Raw genomic sequence first — 25048 nt, 5'->3', positions numbered from 1 at the left:
TGACAAGAAATCCACCCCGCCGCCAGACGCAGGCTCAGGCGGCATGCCGGAGACTCCGCCGGCCACGCCGGAACAGCGCCCCGGCGCACCGCGCCAGCAACGGCCAGAGCAGCATCGCCAGCGCCGCGCCGGTCAGGCTGGCCACCAGCGGGTTGGACCAGAACACCGAGAGTTGCCCGTCGGAGAACAGCATCGACTGGCGGAACGCGTCCTCGGCCTTGTCGCCGAGCACCGCGGCGAGCACCAGCGGGGCGATGGGGTAGCCGAGTTTCTTGAACAGGTAGCCGAGCGCGCCGAACAGCAGCATCAGGACCACGTCGAGCATGGCGTTGTGCACCGAGTAGGCCCCGATGGCGCAGACCATGACGATGATCGGTGCGACGATGGCGAACGGAATCCGCAGGATCGAGGCGAACAGCGGCACGGTCGCCAGTACCACGATCAGGCTGACCACGTTGCCCAGGTACATGCTGGCGATCAGGCCCCAGACGAAGTCGTGCTGTTCGACGAACAGCGTCGGCCCGGGATGCAGCCCCCAGATCATCAGGCCACCGAGCATCACCGCGGCGGTCGCCGAGCCGGGGATGCCGAGCGTCAGCATCGGCAGCAGGGCGCTGGTGCCGGCGCTATGGTCGGCTGTCTCCGGAGCGATCACGCCTTCCACCTCGCCCTTGCCGAAGTTCTCGCGGTTCTTCGAGAAGCGCCGCGCCAGGCTGTAGCTCATGAACGAGGCGGCGGTGGGGCCGCCCGGAGTGACGCCCATCCAGCAGCCGACCAGCGCGCTGCGCAGCCAGGTCAGCCAGTAGCGCGGCAGCCTGGCCCAGGTACGCAGGATCACCATCGGCGTGATGCGTGCGCGCTCGCCGCGAAACACCAGTCCTTCCTCCACCGTGCAGAGGATCTCGCCGATGCCGAACAGGCCGATCACCGCCACCTCGAAACTCAGCCCGGAAAGCAGCCAGGGCTGGTCGAAGGTCAGGCGCAGGTCGCCGGACACGGTATCCATGCCCACGGCGGCCATGGCGAAACCGATGGTCATCGCCACCAGGGTCTTCAATGGCGGGTTGCGGCTCATGCCGATGAAGGTGCAGAACGCCAGCAGGTAGACGGCGAAGAACTCGGGCGAGCTGAACGCCAGGGCGAAGCGAGCGATATGGGTGGACAGGAAGGTCAGCAGCAGCACGCCGACCAGCGCCCCGAGGAGCGCCGAGGTGAAGGCGGCGGTCAGCGCTTCGCCAGCCTGGCCGTTGCGCGCCATCGGGTAGCCGTCGAAGGTGGTGGCCACCGACGACGGCTCGCCGGGGATGTTGAACAGGATCGAGGTGATCGAGCCGCCGAACAACGCGCCCCAGTACATGCAGGAAAGCAGGATGATCGCCGACACCGGCGACATGCTGAAGGTCAGCGGCAGCAGCAGCGCCACCCCGTTCGGCGCACCGAGGCCCGGCAGCACGCCGACCAGGATGCCGAGCAGCACGCCGATCACCATCAGGCCGAGGTGATGGGCGCTGAGGACCAGGCTCATGCCCTGCATCAGGGAATCGAATTCGCTCATGGCCTGGCGCTCCCGACGAAGGCCGCAAGGTCGACCAGTATTCCGGCATCCAGCGGGACCTTGAACCAGACGGCGAAGACCAGGTAGCTGGCCAGCGCCGCGCCGCAGGACAGCGTGACGATCAGCGGCACGCCGTAGGGTTTGTCGCGGCTACGGTCGCGCCACATGAACCAGGCGATGAACAACGCGGAGGCGAGGTAGATCCCGGCGAACGGCATGGCCGCCACGTAGGCGGCGATCGGCAGGAACACCGCAAGCACCCGGCGAAAGGCCGTGCGGGCGACGAACGAGGTACCCAGCGCCCGCCAGCGGCACAGGGCCAAGAGCAGGTTGCCGAGGCTGGCGGCACTCAGCAGCAGGCCGATGTAGAAGGGGAAATAGCCGGCCTCGGGGCCGCTGTCGCCCCAGCCGATGCCGATATCCTGGCTGCCGTACATGACGATCGCGCCGAGCGCGGCGGTGAACAGCGCCAGGCCGATCTCCACCCAGCGGGTGGCGACCAGCGGCGCATCGGATGAGCTGGACATGTTCGTCTCCTGGTCGCGCTACGCGGGTTACTGGCGAAGCCAGCCGGCTTCCTGGAACAGCGGGATGACGCGCTGGCGGTCCTTCTCGATGTAGCTCACCAGGTCCTCGCCTGCGAGGAAGGTCGGCGCCAGCGCCGAGCGTTCGACATAGTCCCTGAACTCGGCGGTCTGGCTGACCTTGCGCATCAACTCGACGTAGAAGGCGCGCTGCTCGTCGCTGACTCCGCCGGGCAGGAACACGGTGCGCGGGAAGCGGTACTGGTCGATGCCCAGGCCCTGCTCGTGGCAGGTGGGGATGTCCGCCCAGGACTGCTCGGCAGCGACCTTGGCGGTGTAGATCATGCGCTCGTGGCTGAACACGCAGAGCGGCCGGACCTGGCCGCCGCGCCACTGGCTGAGGCTTTCCGCCGGGTTGTTGAGGTTGGCGGCGATGTGCCTGCCGGCCAACTGGATGGACGCCTCGCTGCCGCTCTTGAAGGGGATGTAGGTCAGCTTGCCGCCGACCTGCTTGCCGAGCAGCAGGCTTAGAGTCTGGTCGACGTCCTTCGACTGGCTGCCGCCGAAGCGCATGCCTGTCGCGTCCTTCTTCAGATCGGCGAGGAACGCCGCGGCGTCCGCCCACGGCGCCGCCTGGTAGGTCCAGAGGATGAAGTCGTCCTCGGCCACCGCCGCCACCGGCGTCAGGTCGGTCCATTGGTAGCCCAGCCGGGCCACCAGCGGCAGCAGGTAGACATTGTTGGTGCCGATCACCAGCTTGTGCGCGTTGCCCTTGGCCAGCTTCAGGTCGAGGAAGGCTTCGGCGCCGTTGCCGCCGCCCTTGTTCAGCACCACGGTGTTGACGTCGAGCAGCTTGTTCTGGCTGATCGCCGACTGGACCAGGCGGGCGAGTTGGTCGGTGCCGCCACCGGGACCGCCGGCGACGACGATCTCCAGGTTCTCTTCGGGTTTCCAGGCAGCCGCCAGGGCGGGCAGGGTGGTGCAGCAGAGCAGGGCGCAAGCGGCCAGGAAGGAGGGGACGGAGCGCGCATATGCGGTACGCATGGAGGACCTCTGGTTGTCATTGTTGTTATGGGTAGAGCGGAGTGTGCGAAGCGCACCGATAAGCGTCCACTCAAAATAAGGCATACACCGATAGCCTGGGGTTATGAGTGGAAGCGGATGTCGGATACCTGGAGCGATAACCGTAGGAAATGGCCGTATGAGCAGCTTTGATTAGACGGTTATCGATGGAAAGCCGGATAGTGGGCGTGCCGGACCTGCCAACCCAGTTCCGCAGCACAAGAACAACAATAAAAGAGGTACGACCCATGGCTCAGGCACAGACCGCCGTGCTCCAGGCTGATCCTGCCCAGGACAAGGCCACTGCCGCAAAACCCAGCAACGTCCGCTGGCGCATCTTCGCCATCGTCTTCGCCCTGACGGTGATCAACCTGGTCGACCGGGTCTCGCTGTCCATCGCCATGCCCACCATCGCCGGTGAATTCCAGCTCACGCCGAGCATGCAGGGGCTGATCCTCAGCAGCTTCTTCTGGGCCTACGCGCTGTTGCAGATTCCCGGCGGCTGGCTGATCGACCGCTACGGCCCGCGCCGGGTGATCGGCTGGTCCACCGGCCTCTGGGGAGCCTTCCAGACCCTCGCGGCCTTCGCCAGCGGCGGCCTGTCGCTGATGTTCGCCCGGGTCGCCCTGGGCGCGGCGGAAGCGCCGCTGTTCCCCTCCGGCGGCAAGCTCAACTCGCTGTGGCTGGGCTCCAGCGAACGCAGCCGCGGCGCCGTGCTGATGGACTGCGGAGGGCCGCTGGGCGTCGCTCTCGGCGGACTGGTCATCGCCTACCTGATCGCCGTGCTCGGCTCCTGGCGCAGCGCCTTCTTCATCGCCGGCATCGCCACCCTGGCCATGGCCTGGCTGGCCTGGCACTACCTGCGCGACGACCCGGCCGAGCATCCCGGGGTCAACGCCGCCGAGCTGGACCGGATCAACGCCGACCGCACCACCCCGCTCGCCGAAGCGGACTGCCAGGCCGGCGGAAGACTGGGCATCGCCGGCCGCTCCCTGGTCGGTATCGTCCTCGGCCGCGCCAGTTGGGCCATGGTGTTCTTCGGCCTGCTGACCTGGGGTCCTAGCTACCTGGCGCAGGCGCGCGGCTTCGATATCAAGGGTATCGGCGCCGCGACCTTCGTCATCTTCCTCTGCGGCGCCGTCGGTTCCCTGGTCGGCGGCTTCCTCTGCGACCTGCTGATCCGCAAGGGCGTGCGCCGCGGCCTGGCGGCCAAGGGCCTGCTGACGGTCTCGGGCCTCGCGGCGCTGGTCGCCTTCCTGCTGTTGCCGAGCCTGGAAGATGCCTATGCCGCCGTGACCCTGCTGGCGCTGACCGCCTTCTTCCTGATGTGGGGCAGCCTGTACTGGAGCTTTCCGGCCTTGCTCGCCGCTCCGGCCCGGGTCGGCCTGGTCGGCGGGGTGATGAACATGGCCGGCAGCCTCGGCGGCATCGCCGTGCCGATCCTGGTCGGGCTGCTGCTGCAACACCTGGGCGGATATGCCGCGGTGCTGGGCTTCTTCGCCCTCTGCTCGGCAGCCTTCATCGCCGGCACCCTGCTGATTTCCCTGGACAAGACCGAGGCAAAGCATGGCTGAGCTGTACGACGGGCCGATCGTCGACGCCCATCATCATTTCTGGGACCCGCAGGCGAACTACCACCCCTGGCTCGCGGAGGACGCCAAGATTCCGTTCCGCTACGGCGACTACAGCGCGATCAAGCGCCGCTACCTGCCGGCGGACTACTTCGGCGACGTCGGCGCACACCGGGTGGTCGAGACGGTCTACGTGGAAACCGAGTGGGACCCGCGCGATCCGCTCGGCGAAACCCGCTTCGTGCATCACCTCGCCGAACGCCATGGCGCGCCCCACGCGGTGGTGGCGCAGGCCTGGCTGGACGCGCCGGACGCCGCCGAGGTGCTGGCGGCGCAGGCGGGCTTCGCACGGGTCCGCAGCGTCCGCCACAAGCCCGGCGGTCCGCAACGCCCGCAACAGGTCGGCGAGCTGCGCAGCCTGATGAGCGACGAGCGCTGGCGTCGCGGCTATGCCGAGCTGGCCCGGCACGGCCTGCACTTCGACCTGCAGACACCCTGGTGGAACCTCGCCGAGGCCGCATGCCTGGCGCGCGACTTCCCCGATACGCTGATCGTGCTCAACCACGCCGGCCTGCCGTCCGATCGCAGCGAGGAGGGGCTGGCCGCCTGGCAACGGGCCATGGCGCGCTTCGCCGAATGCCCCAACGTGGCGTTGAAGATCTCCGGCATTGGCCAGGCCGGCCGGCGCTGGAGCGTCGAGGACAACGCCTGGATCGTCCGCGAAAGCATCGCCCTGTTCGGCGTCGAGCGGGCGATGTTCGCCAGCAACTTCCCGGTGGACAGCCTGTGCGGCTCGTTCGACGACATCTATGGCGGTTTCAAACGCATCGTCGCCGACCTGCCGTACGCCGACCAGGAACGGCTTTTCCATAGCAACGCGCGGCGCATCTACCGCACCGTACCCGACACCGTGCGCCTGCAGCAGGCGTCGCCCGACCCGAGGACTTCCCCATGAACGCTCCATCCCTACCGCGACTGGCCATGGTCCTGGGCGATCCGGCCGGCATCGGCCCGGAACTGATCGCCCGCCTGCTGGCCGACACCGAGGTGCGCGAGAAGGCGCACATCGTGCTGATCGCCGACGAAGCGGAAATGCGCCGCGGCATGCGCATCGCCGGCTGCGAATTCCCCTACCGGCGCATCGACGCGCTGGAGACCCTGGATTTCGCCGACGCCACGCCACTGCTGCATCCCTGGCTCAGCCAGGGCGGGGACGAGTTCCCACGCAGCGAAGCGAGCGCCGTCGGTGGCCGCTACAGCCTGGAGACCCTCGCGCTGGCCCTCGAACTGACCCGCAGCGGCAGGACCGACGCGATCCTCTTCGGCCCGCTGAACAAGACCTCGCTGCACATGGCCGGCATGGACCACAGCGACGAGTTGCACTGGTTCGCCGAGCGCCTGGGGTTCGGCGGCCCGTTCTGCGAGTTCAACGTCCTCGACGACCTCTGGACCTCGCGGGTGACCTCCCACGTAGCCCTGGCCGAGGTGCCGGGCCTGCTCAGCCAGGAGCGGGTAGGGGAGGCGATCCGCCTGATCGACGACGCGCTGCGCCGCAGCGGCCTGGCGCGGCCGCGCATCGGCGTCTGCGGACTGAACCCGCACAACGGCGACAACGGCAGCTTCGGCCGCGAGGAGCTGGACATCATCGCTCCGGCGGTGCAGAAGGCGCGCGAACAGGGGATCGCCGCCGACGGCCCGTATCCCGCCGACACCATTTTCCTCAAAGTGCAGGGTGACGCCCGTGCCTTCGACGCGGTGGTGACCATGTACCACGACCAAGGGCAGATCGCGATCAAGCTGATGGGCTTCTCCCGCGGCGTGACCGTCCAGGGCGGCCTGCCGATCCCCATCGCTACGCCGGCCCACGGTACCGCCTTCGATATCGCCGGGCAGGGAAGGGCCGACGTCGGCGCCACCCGCCAGGCGTTCGAGATCGCCTGCCGGATGGGCAGGCGCAAAGCCTGATCGCCTGCATGCGACGCGACAACCAGAGCGCCGCCCCTTCGTAACGCGCTCCCTGGCGCCTCCCTGTACCGTCGCGGCGGGGCAGGAGGCGTCGCACCTTCGACGAGAGACACATCGCCTGGAGCCGCAGCGCTCCACGGCTCGCTTCGGCCTGGGAAAAGGAAAAACAACAATGACCCGTTCCGCTCCGAACCTGCTGAAATCCGCCTCGCTCGCCCCGGTCCTGCTGGCCGGCCTGCCGTCGCTCGCCGGCGCCGAGGGCTTTATCGAAGACGCCAGCGTCAGCCTCGGCCTGCGCAATCTCTATTTCAATCGCGACTTCCGCCAGCCCGGCGCGGCGCAGTCGAAACAGGAGGAGTGGGCCCAAGGCTTTCTCCTACAGGCGAAGTCCGGCTATACCCAGGGCACCCTGGGCCTCGGCGTCGAGCTGATCGGCCAGCTCGGCCTGAAGCTCGACAGCAGCCCTGATCGTGCCGGCTCCGGGCTGCTGCCACGCCACGCCGATGGACGCGCAGCGGACGACTACGCGCGACTGGGCGTGGCGCCGAAGCTGAAGCTGTCGAATACCGAGCTGAAGCTCGGCGAACTGCTGCCGGAACTGCCAATCCTCCTGCGCAACGACGGCCGCCTGCTGCCACAGACCTTCCAGGGCGGCATGCTGACCTCCAGGGAAATCGCCGGCCTGACCCTGCACGGCGGGCAGATGCGTTCGCTCAGCCAGCGCAACTCCAGCGACCACCAGGACCTCTCGGTGGATGGGCGCGGCGGGGCGTTCTCCGACCGTTTCGACTACCTGGGCGCGGAGTACCGCTTCAATGCCGAGCGCAGCCAGGTCGGGCTGTGGCAGGCGCGACTGCAAGACATCTACCGGCAGGACTACTACAGCTTGAGCCACAAGCAGAGCTTCGGCGGCTGGCGCCTGGGCGCCAGCGTCGGGCTCTTCGACACGCGCGACGAAGGTGCCGCGAAGCTCGGTGATCTGGAGAATCGCGCGCTGACCGGTTTCTTCAGCGCGACCCGCGGCGGCCACAGCCTCGGCGCCGGCTACCAGCGCATGTACGGCGACGACGGGATGCTCTACATCGCCGGCACCAGCACGCCGTTGGTCAACGACATCCAGGTGCGCAACTTCACCAGCGCCGGCGAGCGCTCCTGGCAACTGCGCTACGACTACGACTTCGTCGCCCTGGGCATTCCCGGGCTGACCGCCATGGCCCGCTACGCCAACGGCGCCCATGCCCGGACGAAGGCGATGGACGACGGCCGCGCCTGGGAACGCGACGTGGACGTCGCCTACGTGATCCAGAGCGGCCCGCTGAAGAACCTCGGCCTGCGTTGGCGCAACGCCATGCTGCGGTCCAACCATGCCGCCGATGTCGACGAGAACCGCCTGATCCTCTCGTATTCCCTGCCGCTGCTCTGAGCGCAGGGCCGTTCTCGCTGCTGCCCGATAACCGGCGATTGGCTGATTGGTTAAAAGGTATTGCCTGGGGTTATCGATGAATGCGCAGAAGTGATTATCCGCGCGGGAGCGGCCTGGCTACAGTCGGCCCAACGCAAGCGGCCATGCCGCCTCCGCGTCGAACAACAACAAGAAGGAAGCCCTCCATGAGCGCCATGAACGACCACGCCAGGCTGCTGTCCTCGGCGATCGCCACCAGCCGCCTGCGGCTCCTGCCTTTCCTGGTCCTGATGTATGTACTGGCTTTCATCGACCGGGCCAACGTCGGTTACGCGCGGGCCTTCCTGCAAGCCGACACCGGCCTCGGCGATGCCGCCTTCGCGTTCGGCGCGAGCATCTTCTTCATCGGCTATGCCTGCTTCGAGGTACCCAGCAACCTGATGCTGCACCGCCTCGGCGCCAGGGTCTGGCTGTGCAGGATCATGGTCACCTGGGGCCTGGTCTCGGCGGCGATGATGTTCGCCGACGACGCCATGACTTTCTATGTCCTGCGCTTCCTGCTGGGCGTCGCCGAGGCGGGCTTCTTCCCCGGCATCATCCTCTACCTCACCTACTGGTTCCCGCAGCGCAGCCGTGCCCAGGCGCTCGGCCTGTTCTATTTCGGCCTGCCGCTGGCGCTGGTGCTGGGCGGTCCGCTGTCCGGCTGGCTGCTGGAGTTCCACGGCATCTTCGGCCTGGCCAACTGGCAGTGGCTGTTCGTCACCGAGGGCCTGCTGGCCTCGCTGGTCGGCATTGCCGCCTACTTCTACCTGGTCGACCGCCCGCGCGATGCCGGCTGGCTGAGCGACGAGCAGAAGCGGGCGCTGGAAGGCGAGCTGGCCGAAGAAGACACCCGCAAACAGGCACGCGGCCCGCACGGCTTCCTCAGCGCCCTGCGCAGCGGCCAGGTGCTGAAGTTCTGCCTGGTCTACTTCACCATCCAGATGAGCGTGTACGGCGTGGTGTTCTACCTGCCGACCCGCATCGCCAGCTTCCTCGACGGCCAGGTCGGCCTGAACGTCGGCCTGATCACCGCGATTCCCTGGGTCTGCGCCCTGGTGGTAACGCGCCTGGTGACCCGCCAGGCCGACCGCAGCGGCCAGCATCGCCAGCTCGCGGTGGCCATGCTGGGCATGGCCGCAGCCGGCATCGCCGCCTCGGCGCTGGCCGGCAACCTGGGCCTGGCGGTGATCGCCTTCTGCTTCGCCGCGTCCGGCTTCGTCTCGGTGCAGCCGCTGTTCTGGACCCTTCCCACCGGCTACCTGAGCGGTGCAGCCGCGGCCAGCGGCATCGCCCTGATCAACTCCCTGGGCAACCTCGGCGGCTTCGTCGCGCCGAACCTCAAGACCCTCATGGAAAGCCAGTTCGCCGACCCGCGCGCCGGCATGTTCGCCCTGGCCGCCGTCGGCCTGCTCGGCGCCTGCCTGCTGGCCCGGCTGAAGACCTCCGGATCGTCGTCCGTCCCGCTGCGAGCGCGGCAGGCCGGCTGACCCACACTACGCACCGATAGGAGCTGCGACATGAAAATCAAATCCGTCCGTACCCGCGTCTTCGAATGGAAGGGCAAGGTCGTCCCGCCGCAGGCGCACTTCTGCACCAATGCCAGCGACATCCTGTTCGAGAAGGGAGACGCCATGGGCTCGTTCCGCTTCCACGGCTGGCTGGTGGTGGAGATCGAGACCGACGACGGCCTCGTCGGCATCGGCAACTGCGCCCTGGCGCCGCGCGTGGCGAAGGAAATCGTCGACCTCTACCTGGCGCCGATCTGCATCGGCGAAGACCCGTTCGACAACGAGTACATCTGGCAGAAGATGTATCGCCGCACCCACGCCTGGGGCCGCAAGGGCATCGGCATGGCAGCCATCTCGGCGGTGGACCTGGCGATCTGGGACATCATGGGCAAGGCGGTGAACAAGCCGGTGTTCAAGCTGCTCGGCGGCCGCACCAAGGAGAAGATCTGGACCTACGCCTCGAAGCTCTACGCCAACGACAACCTCGACGCCTTCCTCGAAGAGGCCCAGGGCTACCTGAACCAGGGCTTCACCGCGCTGAAGATGCGCTTCGGCTATGGCCCCAAGGACGGCCCGACGGGCATGCGCAGGAACATCGAGCAGGTCCGCGCGCTACGCGAACTGGCCGGGCCGGACATCGACATCATGCTCGAATGCTACATGGGCTGGACCCTGGAATACGCCCGGCGGATGCTGCCGAAGCTCGCCGAGTTCGAACCGCGCTGGCTGGAGGAGCCGGTGATCGCCGATGACATCGAGGGCTACGTCGAGCTGAAGAAGATGGGGATCATGCCGATCTCCGGCGGCGAGCACGAATTCACCGGCCACGGCTTCAAGGACCTGCTGGAGCGCCGCGCGGTGGACGTCATCCAGTACGACACCAACCGCGTAGGCGGGATCACCGCCGCGCGCAAGATCAACGCCATGGCCGAGGCCTGGTCAGTGCCGGTGATCCCGCACGCCGGACAGTTGCACAACTATCACCTGACCATGGCCAGCACCGCCTCGCCGATGGCCGAGTTCTTCCCGGTGTTCGACGTCGAGGTCGGCAACGAGCTGTTCTACTACGTGTTCAAGGGCGAGCCGCAGCCGGTCGACGGCTATATCCAGCTGGACGACCACAAGCCCGGCCTGGGCCTGGAGATATCCGAAGAGCACCTCAAGGATTTCATCATCATCGAGTGATAGTCGGAGCCCACAGGAGGAGCCGAGATGCGGCTGATTCAATTCGAGGACCGGGCAGGGCAGCGCCGGGTCGGCGTCGTCGAAGGCGCCGGGATACAGGTGCTGCGCGGCGTGCGCAGCACGCGCGAACTGGGGCTGGCGGCGATTCGCGCGGGCAGCGGCCTGCAAGACGAGGTGCTGCGCCGAGGCAGCGAGCCAGGCCCGGACTATGCCGGGTTGCTGGAGGAGGGAAGGGTGCTGCCGCCGCTGGATCATGACGACCCGGCCCATTGCCTGGTCAGCGGCACCGGCCTGACCCACCTGGGCAGCGCCGCGACGCGCGACCGCATGCACCAGCAGAACCAGGGCGACGAGACCGCGCTGACCGACACCATGCGCATCTTCAGGTGGGGCCTGGAGGGCGGCAAGCCACCGGCGGGCCAGGTCGGCGCGCAGCCTGAATGGTTCTACAAGGGCGACGGCGGCATCGTCGTGCGCCCCGGCGCGGACTTCCCGCTACCGGCCTTCGCCGAGGACGCCGGCGAGGAACCGGAGCTGGTCGGGCTCTACCTGATCGGCGATGACCGCCGGCCTTACCGGCTCGGCTACGCCCTGGGCAACGAGTTCTCCGACCACCTGATGGAGCGCCGCAACTACCTGTACCTGGCGCATTCCAAGCTACGCGCCTGCTGCTACGGGCCGGAGCTGCGAGTCGGCGAACTGCCGCGCCACCTGCAGGGCGAGAGCCGGATCCTGCGCGACGGCGAAGTGCTCTGGCAGCAGGCGTTCCTTTCCGGCGAGGACAACATGTGCCACAGCCTGGAGAACCTCGAGTACCACCATTTCAAGTACGCGCAGTTCCTCCGTCCGGGCGACGTCCACGTGCATTACTTCGGTACCGCCACGCTGTCCTTCGCCGACGGGATCAAGGCTGCTCCGGGGGATGTCTTCGAGATCGCCATGGCCGAGTTCGGCGCGCCGCTGCGCAATGGCATCGCCGCCGTCGAGACCGCACTGACGCCGGGGCGGGTGGTAGCGCTCTGAAGCCCCACCGCCGTGCATAGGCCGGAGCTCCACGAGAGACCCGCGGCACGGTTTCCTTCATTCCTGCGGAGCCTTGGCTCCAACCCCGCCGGCCATCCCCGGCGGGGCTTCCCCTGTATGAGGTCGACATGACAGCCATCCTCGGACACAACTTCATCGGCGGCGCCCGCAGCGCGGCCGGCACGCTCTTCCTGCAAAGCCTCGACGCCGCCAGCGGTGAGGCGCTGCCGTACCGCTTCGTGCAAGCCACCCCGGAAGAAGTGGACGCCGCCGCCGAAGCCGCCGCCAGCGCCTACCCGCACTACCGGCAACTGCCGGCCAGCCGCCGCGCGGAATTCCTCGATACCATCGCCGCCGAACTCGACGCGCTGGACGACGATTTCGTCGCCATCGTCTGCCGTGAAACCGCGCTACCGGCCACGCGCATCCAGGGCGAACGCAACCGCACCAGCGGCCAGCTGCGCCTGTTCGCCGAAGTCCTGCGGCGCGGCGACTTCCATGGCGCGCGCATCGACCGCGCCCGGCCCGAACGCAAGCCGCTGCCACGCGTCGACCTGCGCCAGTGCCGGATCGGCCTCGGCCCGGTGGCGGTGTTCGGCGCGAGCAACTTCCCCCTGGCGTTCTCCACCGCCGGCGGCGATACCGCCGCGGCCCTGGCCGCCGGCTGCCCGGTGGTGTTCAAGGCGCACAGCGGACACATGGCCACCGCCGAACGGGTCGCCGCGGCGATCCTCCGCGCGGCCGAGCGCACCGGCATGCCGGCGGGCGTGTTCAACATGATCTACGGCGGCGGAGTAGGGGAGCGGCTGGTACGCCACCCCGCGATCCAGGCGGTCGGCTTCACCGGTTCGCTGAAGGGCGGCCGCGCCCTCTGCGACATGGCGGCCGCCCGGGCGCAGCCGATCCCGGTGTTCGCCGAGATGAGCAGCATCAACCCGGTGGTGCTGCTGCCGGCGGCGCTGAAGAAGCGCGGCGAGGCCGTGGCCGACGAACTGAGTGCCTCGGTGGTGCTCGGCTGCGGCCAGTTCTGTACCAATCCCGGGCTGGTCATCGGCATCCGCTCTGCGCAATTCTCGGCGTTCCTCGAACGCTTCGCCGCCCGCATGGACGACCAGCCGGCGCAGACCATGCTCAACGCCGGCACGCTGGCCAGCTATGAAAAAGGCCTGGCGGCGCTGCACGCCCACCCGCGCGTCCGCCATCTCGCCGGGCAACCGCAGGAGGGCCGCCAGGCCCGGCCGCAACTGTTCCAGGCGGACGTCAGCCTGCTGCTGGAGGGCGACGAGTTGCTGCAGGAAGAAGTCTTCGGCCCGGCCAGCGTGGTCGTCGAGGTCGCCGACCACGCCGAACTGAAGCGCGCGCTGCATGGGCTGCACGGGCAGCTCACCGCGACCCTGATCGCCGAAGGGGAAGACCTGGCGTCCTTCGCCGACCTGGTACCGCTCCTGGAACAGAAGGCAGGACGCCTGCTGCTCAACGGCTACCCGACCGGCGTGGAAGTCTGCGACGCGATGGTCCACGGCGGCCCGTACCCGGCCACTTCGGACGCCCGCGGCACCTCGGTGGGCACCCTGGCCATCGACCGTTTCCTGCGCCCGGTGTGCTACCAGAACTACCCGGACGCGTGGCTGCCGGAAGCGCTGAAGGATGGCAACCCATTGGGGATTGCGCGGTTGGTGGACGGGGTTGGGACGCGGGCGGCGATTGACTGAAAGAGGAACCGGGCAAAGACGAGGTTCGGAGGATATCGGAGCCTCAGAGGTGTGCAGCAGGACACTGGAGGAGCCCCGGAAGAGGCCCGCCGGTGTTCCTGCCTGTAAAGCGAGTATCGATCAGGGCTACCCGAGTGCTCCTATCGTCCCATGCCTGGACGCGGAAAAGCCGCTTCTCGGTGTCGAGGGATTCTCGGCCGATACCGCCACTTGCATCGGCATGAGACAGGAGGCGCGCCACAATCTCTCCGGGGGTCCTTCCTTCCGTGGCGAATGCCATGATGCCTCCCTGGCAGGATCGCCGCTTGGCTCCGTATAGCGCGATGGAGAAAAACACATGAGACAATATTGACTCATGTGAACTATATAAGCATCATGCGATCCCAGCGCTCGATCATCGTCCAAGCGGCATGAATAGCGAGTCCGGCCCAGCCTGGCCAGATCGAGCCGAGCGGACAACTGATGCGCGTGAGTGGCCGAACCCATGCCATCGCTGTAACGCCCCGGACAGAATCGTCTTCCGACGGCAGCCTCCCCCGACAGGTGGTTTCCCCGTGCCCATTCCCTGCCGGGCAAGGCACAGGTTGGCCGCCGCGCTGGACGACGACAAACCATCACCGTCCCGGCAGAGATCCTGGAGAACGACAATGCGTGCGATCGATGCCGGCATTCTGGTCTGCGGCGAGTGCCACCAGTTGAATCGCGCCGACGGGAACGAGCATCCGCGTTGCAGTCGCTGCGGCGCGAAGCTGCATCCTCGGCGGCCGAACAGCATTGCCCGTACCTGGGCGTTGCTGATCTCGGCGATGATTCTCTACGTTCCCGCCAACCTGTTGCCGATCATGACCGTCAACATGCTCGGCAAGGGCTCCCCGGCGACCATCATGGGCGGGGTCGTGACCCTGATCCAGGCCGACATGTTTCCCATCGCCCTGGTGGTGTTCGTCGCCAGTATCGTCGTCCCCACCTTCAAGCTGGTCGGCATCGCCCTGCTGCTCTATTCGGTGCAGCGGCACCAGCCGATGTCGGCCCGCCAGCGAATCATGATGTACCGCTTCATCGAATGGGTCGGGCGCTGGTCGATGCTCGATATCTTCGTCATCGCCATCCTCGTGGCGCTGGTCAATTTCGGCAACCTGGCGAGCATCGAGGCCAATCTCGGCGCCGCCGCCTTCGCCAGCGTGGTGGTGCTCACCATGCTCGCCGCCGTGACGTTCGACCCCCGGCTTATCTGGGACAACACCAATCTGGACGACGAGAATGAGTGATTTGCCAAGCCCGAAGAAACACAAGACCTCGAACTGGTCGGCGATCTGGGTGCTGCCGCTGGTGGCCCTGGCTATCGGGGCCTGGCTGGGCTGGCGCGCCTACGACCAGGCAGGGGTGCTGATCCAGGTGCGCTTCGAGAGCAGCGATGGCATCCAGGCGAAGAAGACCGAGGTGCTGTACAAGGGCATCGCGGTCGGCAAGGTCGTCGCGCTGGATGTCAGCGAAGATATCAAGGGCGTGGTGGCCACCATCGAAATGGACAAGGAGGCGCGCCAGTACCTGAGCAAGGGTACCCGCTTCTGGCTGGTCAAGCCGCGGGTTTCCCTGGCTGGCGTCACCGGCCTGGAAACCCTGGTATCCGGCGTCTACATCGCGGTCGATCCGGTGAAGGGCGAGAAGGAAGAACGCAACTTCACCGCGCTGAAGCAGCCGCCCCCCCTTTCCGACAGGCTGCCCGGCCTGCACCTGACCCTCAAGGCCGATCGCCTGGGCTCCCTGGAGCAGGGCAGCCCGGTGTTCTACCGGCAGATCCAGGTCGGCCAGGTGAAGAGCTTCCAGTTGGGCGATGACCAGAGGACCATCGAGATCAAGGTGCACATCGAGCCGGCCTACGCCGACTTGGTGCGCAAGCACACGCGATTCTGGAACGCCAGCGGCATCTCCATTTCCGGTGGCCTGTCCGGCTTCAAGGTGCGTAGCGAATCGTTGCTGACCCTGGCGGCCGGCGGCATCGCTTTCGCTACTTCCGATAGTCGAGGCGACAGCCCGCCGACCGATCCGAGCAAGCCGTTCCGCCTGTACGATGACTACGACGCGGCCCAGGCCGGTCTGCGCGTGAAGCTGAAGATGAACGATGTCAGCGGCATCGATCCGGGCCGCACCCCGGTGATGTTCAACGGCGTGCAGGTCGGCCTGGTCAAGTCGATCGACATGGACAAGGACTACAGCAGCGCCACTGCCGACCTGGCGATGGATCCGCGGGTCGAGGACATGCTGCTGGAAGGCACCGAGTTCTGGACCGTCAAGCCAAGCATCTCCCTGGCCGGCATCACCGGCCTCGAGGCCCTGGTGAAAGGTAACTATATCGACGTGCGCTTCGCCAAGAGCGGCGCGCCGAGTCGCGAGTTCACCATCCGCCCGAAAGCGCCGCCGCTGAACACCGACGCGCCCGGCCTGCACCTGGTGCTGACCAGCGACAAGCTCGGCTCGATCGATATCGGCGCGCCGATCCTCTACCGCCAGGTCCGCGTCGGCAGCGTGCAGAGCTACCAGCTGTCGCGCGACCGCCAGCGAGTGGTGGTGGGTGTGCACATCGAGCCGGAGTACGCGCACCTGGTGAATACCTCGACGCGCTTCTGGAACTCCAGCGGGATCACCCTGACCGGCAACCTCAGCGGCGTGCAGGTGAAGAGCGAGTCGCTACAGACCCTGATCACCGGCGGGATTTCCTTCGACACCCTCGATCCGAAGGCGCCGACCGTGACCAAGGTGCGTCGCTTCACCCTCTTCGACAGCGAGGAGGCGGCGATGGCCCGTGGCGTGGAAATCCAGCTGAGCATCGACAATGCCGACGGCCTACGCGAAGGCACGCCGATCCGCTTCAAGGGCCTGGACATCGGCAAGATCGAAAGCGTCGAGCTGAACCCGGACCTCTCCGGGGTACTGATGAAGGCCCGCCTGACTTCCGCCGGCGAGCGCGTCGCCCGCAGCGGAACCCGCTTCTGGGTGGTGCGTCCGGCGCTCGGCCTGCTGCGTACCGAGAACCTCGGAACCCTGGTCAGCGGCCCCTATATCGAGGCGCTGCCGTCGAGCACGCCGGGCGAGCGCCAGGCACGCTTCCAGACTCTCGCCGAAGCGCCCAACCTGCTGGGTCGGGAAAACGGCCTGCGGCTGACCCTCAGCGCGCCGCGCAAGGGCTCGATCAAGCCGGGCAACCTGGTGACCTACCGGCAGATCCCGGTGGGCAAGGTCGTCGACCTGGCCTTGGGCGAACAGGCCGACCGGGTGCTGATCAGCATCCTCATCGAACCGCGCTACGTACCGCTGGTGCGTACCGGCAGCCGTTTCTGGAATGCCAGCGGCTTCGGCGTCGACGCCAGCCTGTTCAAGGGCCTGTCGCTACGCACCGAGTCGATGGAGGCGCTGATGGAGGGCGGCATTGCCTTCGCCACCCCGAACAATGCGCAGATGGGCGAGCCCGCCAAGCCGGGGCAGACCTTCGCCCTGTTCGATTCGGCCAATGACGAATGGCTGGAGTGGGCGCCCAGGATCGCCCTGAGGAGCGGGGCCCGTTGATGTCGCATCGCACCGCGGCAGCATGAATCCATTCGATCAACCCAGAAGGAGAACGCCGATGTCCAGGCGCTTGCTTTTCGTGGCCACCCTGGTCGCGACCCTTTCCCTTGCCGCTCATGCCGACGAACCCCTGCCATCGGTCGAGCAGGTGATGAACGAGCACAAGGAAAAGATCAGGAACCAGCTGGAAACCATCAACTACAAGCGCAAACGGATGGTCGAGGCAAACATGGCGCTGGACGGCACCGAAGCCGAGACGTTCTGGCCGATCTATTCACGCTACCGAGGCGAGACGGACAGCCTGCACAAGGAGACATTCCAGCTCCTGCTCGAATATGCCCGCGCCTATGGTTCCGGCAGCATTACCGACGCGGAAGCTTCGAGGATGGTCGACCTCTATCGGGGATTGCAGGAGAAACAGCTGGCCGTGCTGCACCGGTACGTGCAGGAAGTGGCCGAGAAGATGTCACCTCGGCGGGCCATGCGCTTCCTGCAGATCGAAGCGCAGCTGGACGCGCTGGAGGCGTTGCAGATCGGCAAGCAGGTTCCGCTGATCAATTGAGTTTCACGGCACCGGCCGCGTCCATGCCTGGGCGAGTTCCGCATCGCCCAGGCGCATCGTTTTGCTCAGCGTGCCGAGCGAAGCCGCCGCCACAGCGTGGTCCGGCTGATCCCGAGCCGACGCGCAGCCTCGTCAAGGCTGCCCTGGCAGCTGTCCAGCGTCTCCTGTATGTAGCGCAACTGCGCGGTTTTGCCGATGGCGTGCAAATCCTTTGTGCGCGATGGCTCTTTCCGGGACCTGGGCTGAGGCTGGCCTTCGAATAGCTCGGGCAGCACGCGAGCCAGGTAATGCTCATCCACGCCGTGCTCATGGAAGATTTCGCTGGCGGAGAGCATCGCCCGTTCGATGACATTCTCCAGTTCCCTGACGTTTCCGGGCCAGGAATGGCGGACGAGGTAGGGTAGCAGGAGCGTCGTTATGCCTGCGGCACCCGGTGGCTGGCCCTGGACCAGCAGGCGCTGGCTGATTCCCTGGCAAATCAGAGGAATGTCCTCGGGCCGCTCGCGCAGGGGCGTGGTCTGCAAGCGCAGGATATTCAGCCGGTAATACAGGTCGGTGCGAAACTCGCGATCCTTCATGGCGGCCCCCAGGTCCTTGTGGGTGGCGGCGACGATGCGCACGTCGATGGAGATCGGCTCGGTGCCGCCCAGGCGCAAGACCTCTCGCTCCTGCAATACACGAAGGAGGCGAGTCTGCAGCGACACAGGCATGTCGCCGATCTCGTCGAGGAACAGCGTGCCACGGTGCGCCGCCTCGAACAGGCCGGGCTTGCCGCCTTTGCGCGAACCGCTGAAGGCGCTTTCCTCGTAGCCGAACAGTTCGCTTTCCAGTAGCGACTCGGGAAACGCCGCGCAGTTGATGGCGACGAAAGGCCCGTGCCGGCGAGGGCTCTCGTTATGGATCCCTTGGGCGAGCAGTTCCTTGCCGGTGCCGCTTTCGCCAGTGATCAGGATGGTCGAATGGCTGGCGGCAAAGCGCTTGGCCAGTTGCAACATCTCACGGTTGGCCTTGCTCGCGCCGTTGAGTTGTTCGAGCCGGTAACGCGCGGTGAAGGCACCTGGACGGCGAGTGGAGCGGATGCGTTGATCCGCGCGCTGCACGGCGGTGATGTCCTGGCAGGTGAGCACCAGGCCGGTACGCTCGCCATTCTCCAGGATCGGCAGGAGATTGCTGACCACGGCGTGCGAGCCCAGCCGGATCACCCGGTTTTCCTCGCCACCGCCATCCTCTAGCGCCTGTTGCAGGTCAAGCTCCGGGCATAGCTGCTGTAACGGTCGACCCAGAGCCGAGCTGACCGGCAACTCCAGCAACTGGGCAAGGGCAGGGTTGAGCGATTGCACCACACCCTGGTTGTCGACCGCTGCCACACCGCTTGGAATGTGTTGCAGCACCGCGTCCAGATGCCGCCGCTTGGCGATCTCCAGGCGCTGGCTGTCGAGGACTCCCATGGCTTCCTCGAGCGCCTTGCGCGCAGTGTCTTCGCTCAGCGACAGCACGCCGTGCAGGCCTGCCTGTTCCGCCAGCTCCACCACCGTCGACGAACCGATGATGCTGCGGCAACCCAGCCGGGCTACCTCCAGGACGGCCTGGCGAGCCTCTTCCAGGGTGGTGTAGGCGACCTGGTGAACCTGCACCGTGAACAGCGTTCGCATGGCTTGCAGGTCCCGGTCGATGCGGTTGTAGCTGAGCAGGGCGACATGGGAGGAGTGTTCGCGGGCTTGCTCCAGCGCACGCAACAGGTCTCCGCCGCCAACACGCATCGTCAGAACCGGACGTGCCAGGTGTCTACGCAGGTAGGCGGCAGTGGCGCCAGCACAGACGAACACGTCGGCCTTGCCGCGCTGTTCGAGATCGCGGGCGGTTTGCAGGGCTTCGGATACCGAGGTGTCGAGCACCTCGATATGGACGTCCGGGTAGCCCGCCGCCAGGCCGGCCACCAGGCTGGCGAGGCGACTGCGCTGCCGAGGTCGTTGAAGGTGACTGACCAGCACGACGACCTGGGAAAGGGGAGGACGCATGTCGAGACCTGTTCAGGATTGAATTGTTTCGATACTGAATCAGTTCGTTGCAAAAGTGAAACCCGGATTGCTTCGTCGAGCGCCATGGAAAAACCTGGCGCCAGAGAGCGCGCGGGTTACAGGCATATCCCGAAAATTGGCCCAGGCGTTGCTAAAGCTGTCTGACAACATGACTACAGGCAGGCCCTACAACCCCATGAGCACTCCTCCTACGACCGTACGGGACGGCGAGACATTCGTGGCCCCGGACGACCAGCCACTGGTCGAGTTCATCCGCGAGCACGCCGCAGCGAAGCGGGTGGTCATCCAGGCACGCCAGCGCCTGAGCGGCGGCGCCATCCAGGAAAACTGGCTGCTGGACCTGCTGATCGAAGGCGGCCCCTGGGCTGGCGCCCGGCGTTGGGTGCTGCGCAGCGATGCGCTTTCCGCGCTACCCGCCAGCCTTGACCGCGAACAGGAGTTCGCGGTGCTGCAAGTGGTTCATCAGGCCGGTGTGAAAGTACCGCGCCCGCTGTGGCTGTGCCGCGATATGCGCGTGCATGGGCGGGTGTTCTTCCTGATGGAGTACGTGCCGGGTGTCGCCGCCGGTCGCTTGCTCAGCGCTGGCGCCGGCACCCAGGGCCGGGCGCAGTTGGCGGCGCAGCTTGGCGCCAACCTGGCGCGCCTGCATCAGGTTCGCCCGCCGTGCGCCGCGCTGGATTTCCTGCCGATGCCAACCCGCTCACCGGCCTTGGCGACCATCGACGCCTATCGCCACTACCTCGACACCCTCGCCGATGCCTATCCGGTGCTGGAGTGGGGCCTGCGCTGGTGCGAGCTGCACGCACCGCGCAACAGCATCCTGTGTCTGTTGCACCGTGACTACCGCACCGGCAACTACCTGGCCAGCGAACAGGGACTCGAAGCCGTACTCGACTGGGAGTTCACCGGCTGGGGCGACCCGTGCGAGGACCTAGGCTGGTTCACCGCCCGCTGCTGGCGCTTCACCCGCCCAGACCTCGAGGCCGGCGGTATCGGCCAACTGGAGGACTTCCTGGGGGGCTACCACGAGGTGTCTCCGCTGCGTATCGAGCGCAGCCAACTGCACTACTGGCAGGTCATGGCCACCCTGCGCTGGGCGGTGATCGCCCTGCAGCAAGGCCAGCGCCACCTGTCCGGCGAAGAGCCGTCCATTGAGCTGGCACTGACCGCACGACTGCTGCCGGAGCTTGAACTCGACATCCTGCACATGACCGGAGCCGAAGCGCCATGACCCAGCCCGATGCCCATGAACTGCTCGTCATCGCTCGCTCGACGCTTCTGGAGCAACTGCTGCCAGCGCTGCCCGGCGAGCTGCGTTACCCGGCCCTGATGATCGCCAATGCCATGGCCATCGCAGCCCGCGAAAGCCGCCTGGGGGCTCTGGCCGAGGACCAGGAGCGGACACGTCTGGCCGCCTTGGTCGACGAGACGCCCGCAGCCTTGCCCGACCTGCGCCGCCAACTGGCACGGGCCATTCGCCTGGGCAGCCATGACGCCCCGCAAAACCATAGAACCCTGGTCGAGACATTGCGCCAGGTCACCCTCGCCCGATTGGCCATCAGCAATCCCAAGGCCTTGCCCTGAACGGCGTCAGCCATCTCATTCCCGACAGACAAGCACCCAGAAGGACAACCATGAACTTCACCCTCCCGGACGAACTGCTCGCCTTGCAGGCCAAGACCCGAGACTTCATCGCCGAACAGGTCATCCCGTTCGAGAACGACCCCCGCCAGGACAGCCACGGCCCCAGCGACGCCCTGCGCCAGGACCTGGTGGCCCGTGCCCGCGCCGCCGGCTTGCTGACACCCCACGCCAGCCGCGAAATGGGCGGCCTGGCGCTGAGCCACGTGGCCAAGGCGATCGTCTTCGAAGAGGCCGGCTACTCGCCGCTGGGCCCGGTGGCGCTGAACATCCATGCCCCGGACGAAGGCAACATCCACCTGATGGACGTGGTCGCCACCGAGGCGCAGAAAGACCGCTGGTTGCGCCCGCTGGTCCAGGGCCATGCCCGTTCCTGCTTCGCCATGACCGAGCCTGCGCCAGGCTCCGGCTCGGACCCTTCGATGCTGCGCACCACCGCCACCCGCGATGGCGACGACTACCTGATCAATGGCCGCAAGTGGCTGATCACCGGCGCAGAAGGCGCCGACTTCGGCATCGTCATGGCGCGCATGGAGGATGGTACGGCGACCATGTTCCTGACCGACATGAAACGCGACGGCATCATCCATGAGCGTCAGCTGGACTCGCTGGACAGCTGCTTCACCGGTGGCCACGGGCAGCTGCGTTTCGACAACCTGCGTATTCCGGCGAGCGATGTGCTCGGCGAGATCGGCAAGGGGTTCCGGTATGCCCAGGTGCGCCTGGCGCCGGCGCGGCTCACCCACTGCATGCGCTGGCTGGGCGCCGCGCGTCGCGCCCACGACATCGCCTGCGACTATGCGCGCACCCGCGACGCCTTCGGCAAGCCGCTGGGCGAGCACCAGGGTGTGGGCTTCATGCTGGCCGACAACATGATGGACCTGCACGTGGTGCGCCTGGCGGTGTGGCACTGCGCCTGGGTGCTCGACCAGGGCCGGCGGGCCAATGTCGACTCCAGCATGGCCAAGGTGATCAGCGCCGAGGCGTTGTGGCGGGTGGTCGATCGTTGCGTCCAGGTACTGGGCGGGCGCGGGGTGACCGGAGACACCGTGGTGGAGCGGATCTTCCGCGACATTCGCCCGTTCCGCATCTATGACGGCCCGAGCGAGGTGCACCGCATGAGCCTGGCGAAGAAACTGCTCGACCAGCGCCTGGAGGCCCGCTGATGCAGCCGAACCTGACCCGACTGTTCGCCCTCGACGGGCGCCGCGCCCTGGTGACCGGAGCCTCCAGCGGCCTGGGCCGCCACTTCGCCATGACCCTGGCCGCCGCAGGCGCCGAGGTAGTGGTGACTGCCAGGCGCCAGGCGCCGCTGCAGGCACTGGTGGAGGCCATCGAGGTGGCGGGAGGGCGGGCGCAGGCCTTTGCCCTCGATGTGACCTGCCGTGAGGATATCTGCCGGGTGCTCGATGCCGCCGGCCCGCTGGATGTGCTGGTCAACAATGCGGGGGTGAGCGACAGCCAGCCCTTGCTGGCCTGCGACGATCAAAGCTGGGACCGCGTGCTCGACACCAACCTCAAGGGCGCCTGGGCGGTGGCCCAGGAAAGCGCCAGGCGCATGGTCGCGGCGGGGAAGGGCGGCAGCCTGATCAATGTCACTTCGATCCTCGCCAGCCGTGTGGCCGGCGCCGTCGGCCCCTACCTGGCGGCCAAGGCCGGCCTGGCCCACCTGACCCGCGCCATGGCGCTGGAGTTGGCGCGCCATGGCATCCGGGTGAACGCCCTGGCGCCCGGCTACGTGATGACCGACCTGAACGAGGCCTTCCTGGCCAGCGAGGCCGGCGACAAGTTGCGCTCGCGTATCCCCAGCCGCCGCTTCAGCGTGCCGGCGGACCTGGACGGCGCCTTGCTGCTGCTCGCCGGCGATGCCGGGCGGGCCATGAGCGGCGCCGAGATCGTGGTCGATGGCGGCCACCTGTGCAGCAGCCTGTAACGCGCCCTGGCGCAATAACAACAAGAACAGGAGGTATGTATGTGCGTGCAAGACCCGAGCAATGTGTCGATGAGGTGGCTGCCATGATGGTTCCGACCCTCGAGCACGAGCTTGCTCCCAACGAAGCCAACCATGTCCCGCTGTCGCCGCTGTCGTTCCTCAAGCGTGCCGCGCAGGTGTACCCGCAGCGCGATGCGGTGGTCTATGGCGCAAGGCGCTACAGCTACCGCCAGTTGCACGAGCGCAGTTGCGCCCTGGCCAGTGCCCTGGAGCGGGTCGGCGTACAAGCGGGCGAGCGGGTGGCGATACTGGCGCCGAATATCCCGGAAATGCTCGAGGCCCACTATGGCGTACCCGGTGCCGGGGCGGTGCTGGTATGCATCAACATTCGCCTGGAGGCACGCAGCATCGCCTTCATCCTGCGCCACTGCGCGGCCAGGGTGCTGATCTGCGACCGTGAGTTCGGTGCCGTGGCCCAGCAGGCGCTGGCCATGCTCGATGCGCCGCCCTTGCTGGTGGGCATCGACGATGATCAGGCCGAGCGAGCCGACCTCGCCCACGACCTGGACTATGAGGCGTTTCTGGCCCAGGGCGACCCGGGGCGGCCGCTGAGTGCGCCGCAGAACGAATGGCAGTCGATCGCCATCAACTACACCTCCGGCACCACGGGGGATCCCAAGGGCGTGGTCCTGCATCACCGCGGCGCCTACCTCAACGCCTGCGCCGGCGCGCTGATCTTCCAGTTGGGGCCGCGCAGCGTCTACCTGTGGACCTTGCCGATGTTCCACTGCAACGGCTGGAGCCATACCTGGGCGGTGACGCTGTCCGGTGGCACGCACGTATGCCTGCGCAAGGTCCAGCCAGATGCGATCCACGCTGCGATTGCCGAGCATGCGGTGAGCCACCTGAGCGCCGCGCCGGTGGTGATGTCGATGCTGATCCATGCCGAGCATGCCAGCGTCCCTGCCGTGCCGGTATCGGTGATCACCGGCGGCGCCGCGCCGCCCAGCGCGGTCATCGCCGCCATGGAAGCACGCGGCTTCAGCATCACCCACGCCTACGGCATGACCGAAAGCTACGGCCCCAGCACCCTGTGCCTGTGGCAGCCGGGGGTCGACGAATTGCCGCTGGAGGCCCGGGCCCAGTTCATGAGCCGCCAGGGCGTCGCCCACCCGATGCTCGAGGAGGCCACGGTGCTGGATACCGACACCGGCCGTCCGGTCCCGGCCGACGGCCGCACCCTTGGCGAACTGGTAGTGCGGGGCAACACCGTGATGAAAGGCTACCTGCACAACCCCGAGGCCACCCGTGCCGCGTTGGCCGACGGCTGGTTGCACACCGGCGACCTGGCCGTGCTGCACCCGGACGGCTACGTGGAAATCAAGGACCGGGCCAAGGACATCATCATTTCCGGCGGCGAGAACATCAGCTCGCTGGAGATCGAGGAAGTGCTCTACCAGCACCCCGAGGTGGTCGAGGCCGCGGTGGTGGCGCGCCCGGATTCGCGCTGGGGCGAGACACCCCACGCGTTCGTCGCCTTGCGGGCGGATGCCTTACCCAGAACCACGGGTGACGATCTGGTCCGCTGGTGCCGCGAGCGCCTGGCGCACTTCAAGGCACCGCGGCATGTGACGCTTACCGAACTGCCCAAGACCGCCACCGGCAAGATCCAGAAGTTCGTCCTGCGCGAGTGGGCCCGGCAGGAGGAGGAGGCCGGCGACGCCGGCCGCTGATGGCGCTGCCGCACCCGCATATTCCAT

Annotated in this window: 20 protein-coding genes; 16 read left to right on the top strand and 4 right to left on the bottom strand. The window is 67.1% G+C overall.

Translation table 11 applies throughout. The annotated features are described in order from the left end of the window. Positions 1–34 precede the first annotated feature (34 nt). From ACI766_RS14645 to ACI766_RS14635, 3 genes are read right to left on the bottom strand one after another with little or no spacing between them, the layout of a single operon-like run. On the bottom strand, positions 35–1555 hold the full coding sequence (locus tag ACI766_RS14645) for a tripartite tricarboxylate transporter permease (RefSeq protein ID WP_003089051.1): 1521 nt from the start codon (positions 1553–1555) through the stop codon (positions 35–37). Then, a complete protein-coding gene (locus ACI766_RS14640) occupies positions 1552–2082 on the bottom strand; it encodes a tripartite tricarboxylate transporter TctB family protein (RefSeq protein ID WP_003113696.1) in 531 nt (176 codons plus the stop codon). The genes ACI766_RS14645 and ACI766_RS14640 overlap by 4 nt, the downstream gene beginning before the upstream one ends. Positions 2083–2109: 27 nt before the next feature. Beyond that, the gene (locus tag ACI766_RS14635; protein WP_017001613.1) at positions 2110–3123 is read right to left on the bottom strand and encodes a Bug family tripartite tricarboxylate transporter substrate binding protein; all 1014 of its coding nucleotides are present in this window, start codon (positions 3121–3123) and stop codon (positions 2110–2112) included. A gap of 266 nt (positions 3124–3389) precedes the next feature. On the opposite strand from ACI766_RS14635, the gene ACI766_RS14630 reads away from it, so the two are divergent. From ACI766_RS14630 to ACI766_RS14580, 11 genes are all read left to right on the top strand, one after another. Next, positions 3390–4715, top strand: coding sequence for an MFS transporter (locus ACI766_RS14630; RefSeq protein WP_003111001.1), 1326 nt, complete (start codon positions 3390–3392; stop codon positions 4713–4715). Continuing rightward, a complete protein-coding gene (locus tag ACI766_RS14625; RefSeq protein WP_003113699.1) occupies positions 4708–5667 on the top strand; it encodes an amidohydrolase family protein in 960 nt (319 codons plus the stop codon). The genes ACI766_RS14630 and ACI766_RS14625 overlap by 8 nt, the downstream gene beginning before the upstream one ends. Then, the gene (locus ACI766_RS14620) at positions 5664–6677 is read left to right on the top strand and encodes a 4-hydroxythreonine-4-phosphate dehydrogenase PdxA (protein WP_003123450.1); all 1014 of its coding nucleotides are present in this window, start codon (positions 5664–5666) and stop codon (positions 6675–6677) included. Before ACI766_RS14625 ends, ACI766_RS14620 begins: the two co-directional genes overlap by 4 nt. Positions 6678–6849: 172 nt before the next feature. After that, entirely contained in the window at positions 6850–8100 is a 1251-nt protein-coding gene (locus ACI766_RS14615) for an OprD family porin (protein ID WP_023084281.1), read from the top strand. Between the two features lie 185 nt (positions 8101–8285). Beyond that, on the top strand, positions 8286–9608 hold the full coding sequence (locus ACI766_RS14610; protein WP_003113702.1) for an MFS transporter: 1323 nt from the start codon (positions 8286–8288) through the stop codon (positions 9606–9608). Between the two features lie 30 nt (positions 9609–9638). Further along, complete coding sequence (locus ACI766_RS14605; RefSeq protein ID WP_003113703.1) at positions 9639–10814, top strand: L-lyxonate dehydratase; 1176 nt, start codon at positions 9639–9641, stop codon at positions 10812–10814. Between the two features lie 27 nt (positions 10815–10841). Continuing rightward, positions 10842–11837 (top strand): AraD1 family protein, encoded by a 996-nt coding sequence (araD1, locus tag ACI766_RS14600; protein WP_003123447.1) that lies wholly within the window; start codon positions 10842–10844, stop codon positions 11835–11837. Between the two features lie 128 nt (positions 11838–11965). Then, a complete protein-coding gene (locus ACI766_RS14595; RefSeq protein WP_023116127.1) occupies positions 11966–13549 on the top strand; it encodes an aldehyde dehydrogenase (NADP(+)) in 1584 nt (527 codons plus the stop codon). Between the two features lie 647 nt (positions 13550–14196). Next, a complete protein-coding gene (locus ACI766_RS14590) occupies positions 14197–14817 on the top strand; it encodes a paraquat-inducible protein A (RefSeq protein WP_003089139.1) in 621 nt (206 codons plus the stop codon). Further along, positions 14810–17113 (top strand): PqiB family protein, encoded by a 2304-nt coding sequence (locus ACI766_RS14585; protein WP_023086271.1) that lies wholly within the window; start codon positions 14810–14812, stop codon positions 17111–17113. The genes ACI766_RS14590 and ACI766_RS14585 overlap by 8 nt, the downstream gene beginning before the upstream one ends. Before the next feature lie 79 nt (positions 17114–17192). Further along, positions 17193–17675, top strand: a complete 483-nt coding sequence (locus tag ACI766_RS14580; protein ID WP_223309047.1) for a transcriptional regulator — start codon at positions 17193–17195, stop codon at positions 17673–17675. A gap of 65 nt (positions 17676–17740) precedes the next feature. Here ACI766_RS14580 and ACI766_RS14575 read toward each other — a convergent pair whose 3' ends face one another. Then, positions 17741–19693, bottom strand: coding sequence for a sigma-54-dependent Fis family transcriptional regulator (locus tag ACI766_RS14575; protein ID WP_219828273.1), 1953 nt, complete (start codon positions 19691–19693; stop codon positions 17741–17743). 196 nt (positions 19694–19889) lie between these two features. Here ACI766_RS14575 and ACI766_RS14570 point away from each other — a divergent pair, with 196 nt between their 5' ends. The 5 genes from ACI766_RS14570 (at position 19890) to ACI766_RS14550 (ending at position 25021) form a co-directional block, all read left to right on the top strand. Then, positions 19890–20945 (top strand): phosphotransferase family protein, encoded by a 1056-nt coding sequence (locus ACI766_RS14570; protein WP_016253453.1) that lies wholly within the window; start codon positions 19890–19892, stop codon positions 20943–20945. Beyond that, positions 20942–21298 carry a DUF6285 domain-containing protein gene (locus ACI766_RS14565; protein ID WP_028680867.1) on the top strand — a complete coding sequence of 119 codons (357 nt, stop codon included), beginning with the start codon at positions 20942–20944 and terminating at the stop codon, positions 21296–21298. The genes ACI766_RS14570 and ACI766_RS14565 overlap by 4 nt, the downstream gene beginning before the upstream one ends. 50 nt (positions 21299–21348) lie before the next feature. Then, positions 21349–22521 (top strand): acyl-CoA dehydrogenase family protein, encoded by a 1173-nt coding sequence (locus ACI766_RS14560; protein ID WP_028680868.1) that lies wholly within the window; start codon positions 21349–21351, stop codon positions 22519–22521. After that, entirely contained in the window at positions 22521–23288 is a 768-nt protein-coding gene (locus tag ACI766_RS14555) for an SDR family NAD(P)-dependent oxidoreductase (protein WP_028680869.1), read from the top strand. The genes ACI766_RS14560 and ACI766_RS14555 overlap by 1 nt, the downstream gene beginning before the upstream one ends. Positions 23289–23374: 86 nt before the next feature. Then, positions 23375–25021: an AMP-binding protein gene (locus ACI766_RS14550; RefSeq protein WP_371320539.1), complete on the top strand. Its 1647-nt coding sequence runs from the start codon at positions 23375–23377 to the stop codon at positions 25019–25021. The last annotated feature ends 27 nt before the right edge of the window (positions 25022–25048 follow it).

This window comes from Pseudomonas sp. DL (assembly GCF_047199225.1).
GTDB classification, from domain to species: Bacteria; Pseudomonadota; Gammaproteobacteria; order Pseudomonadales; family Pseudomonadaceae; genus Pseudomonas; species Pseudomonas aeruginosa.
Note: the sequence above shows the minus strand (reverse complement) of the source record. Positions and strands in the feature narration are given on the sequence as shown.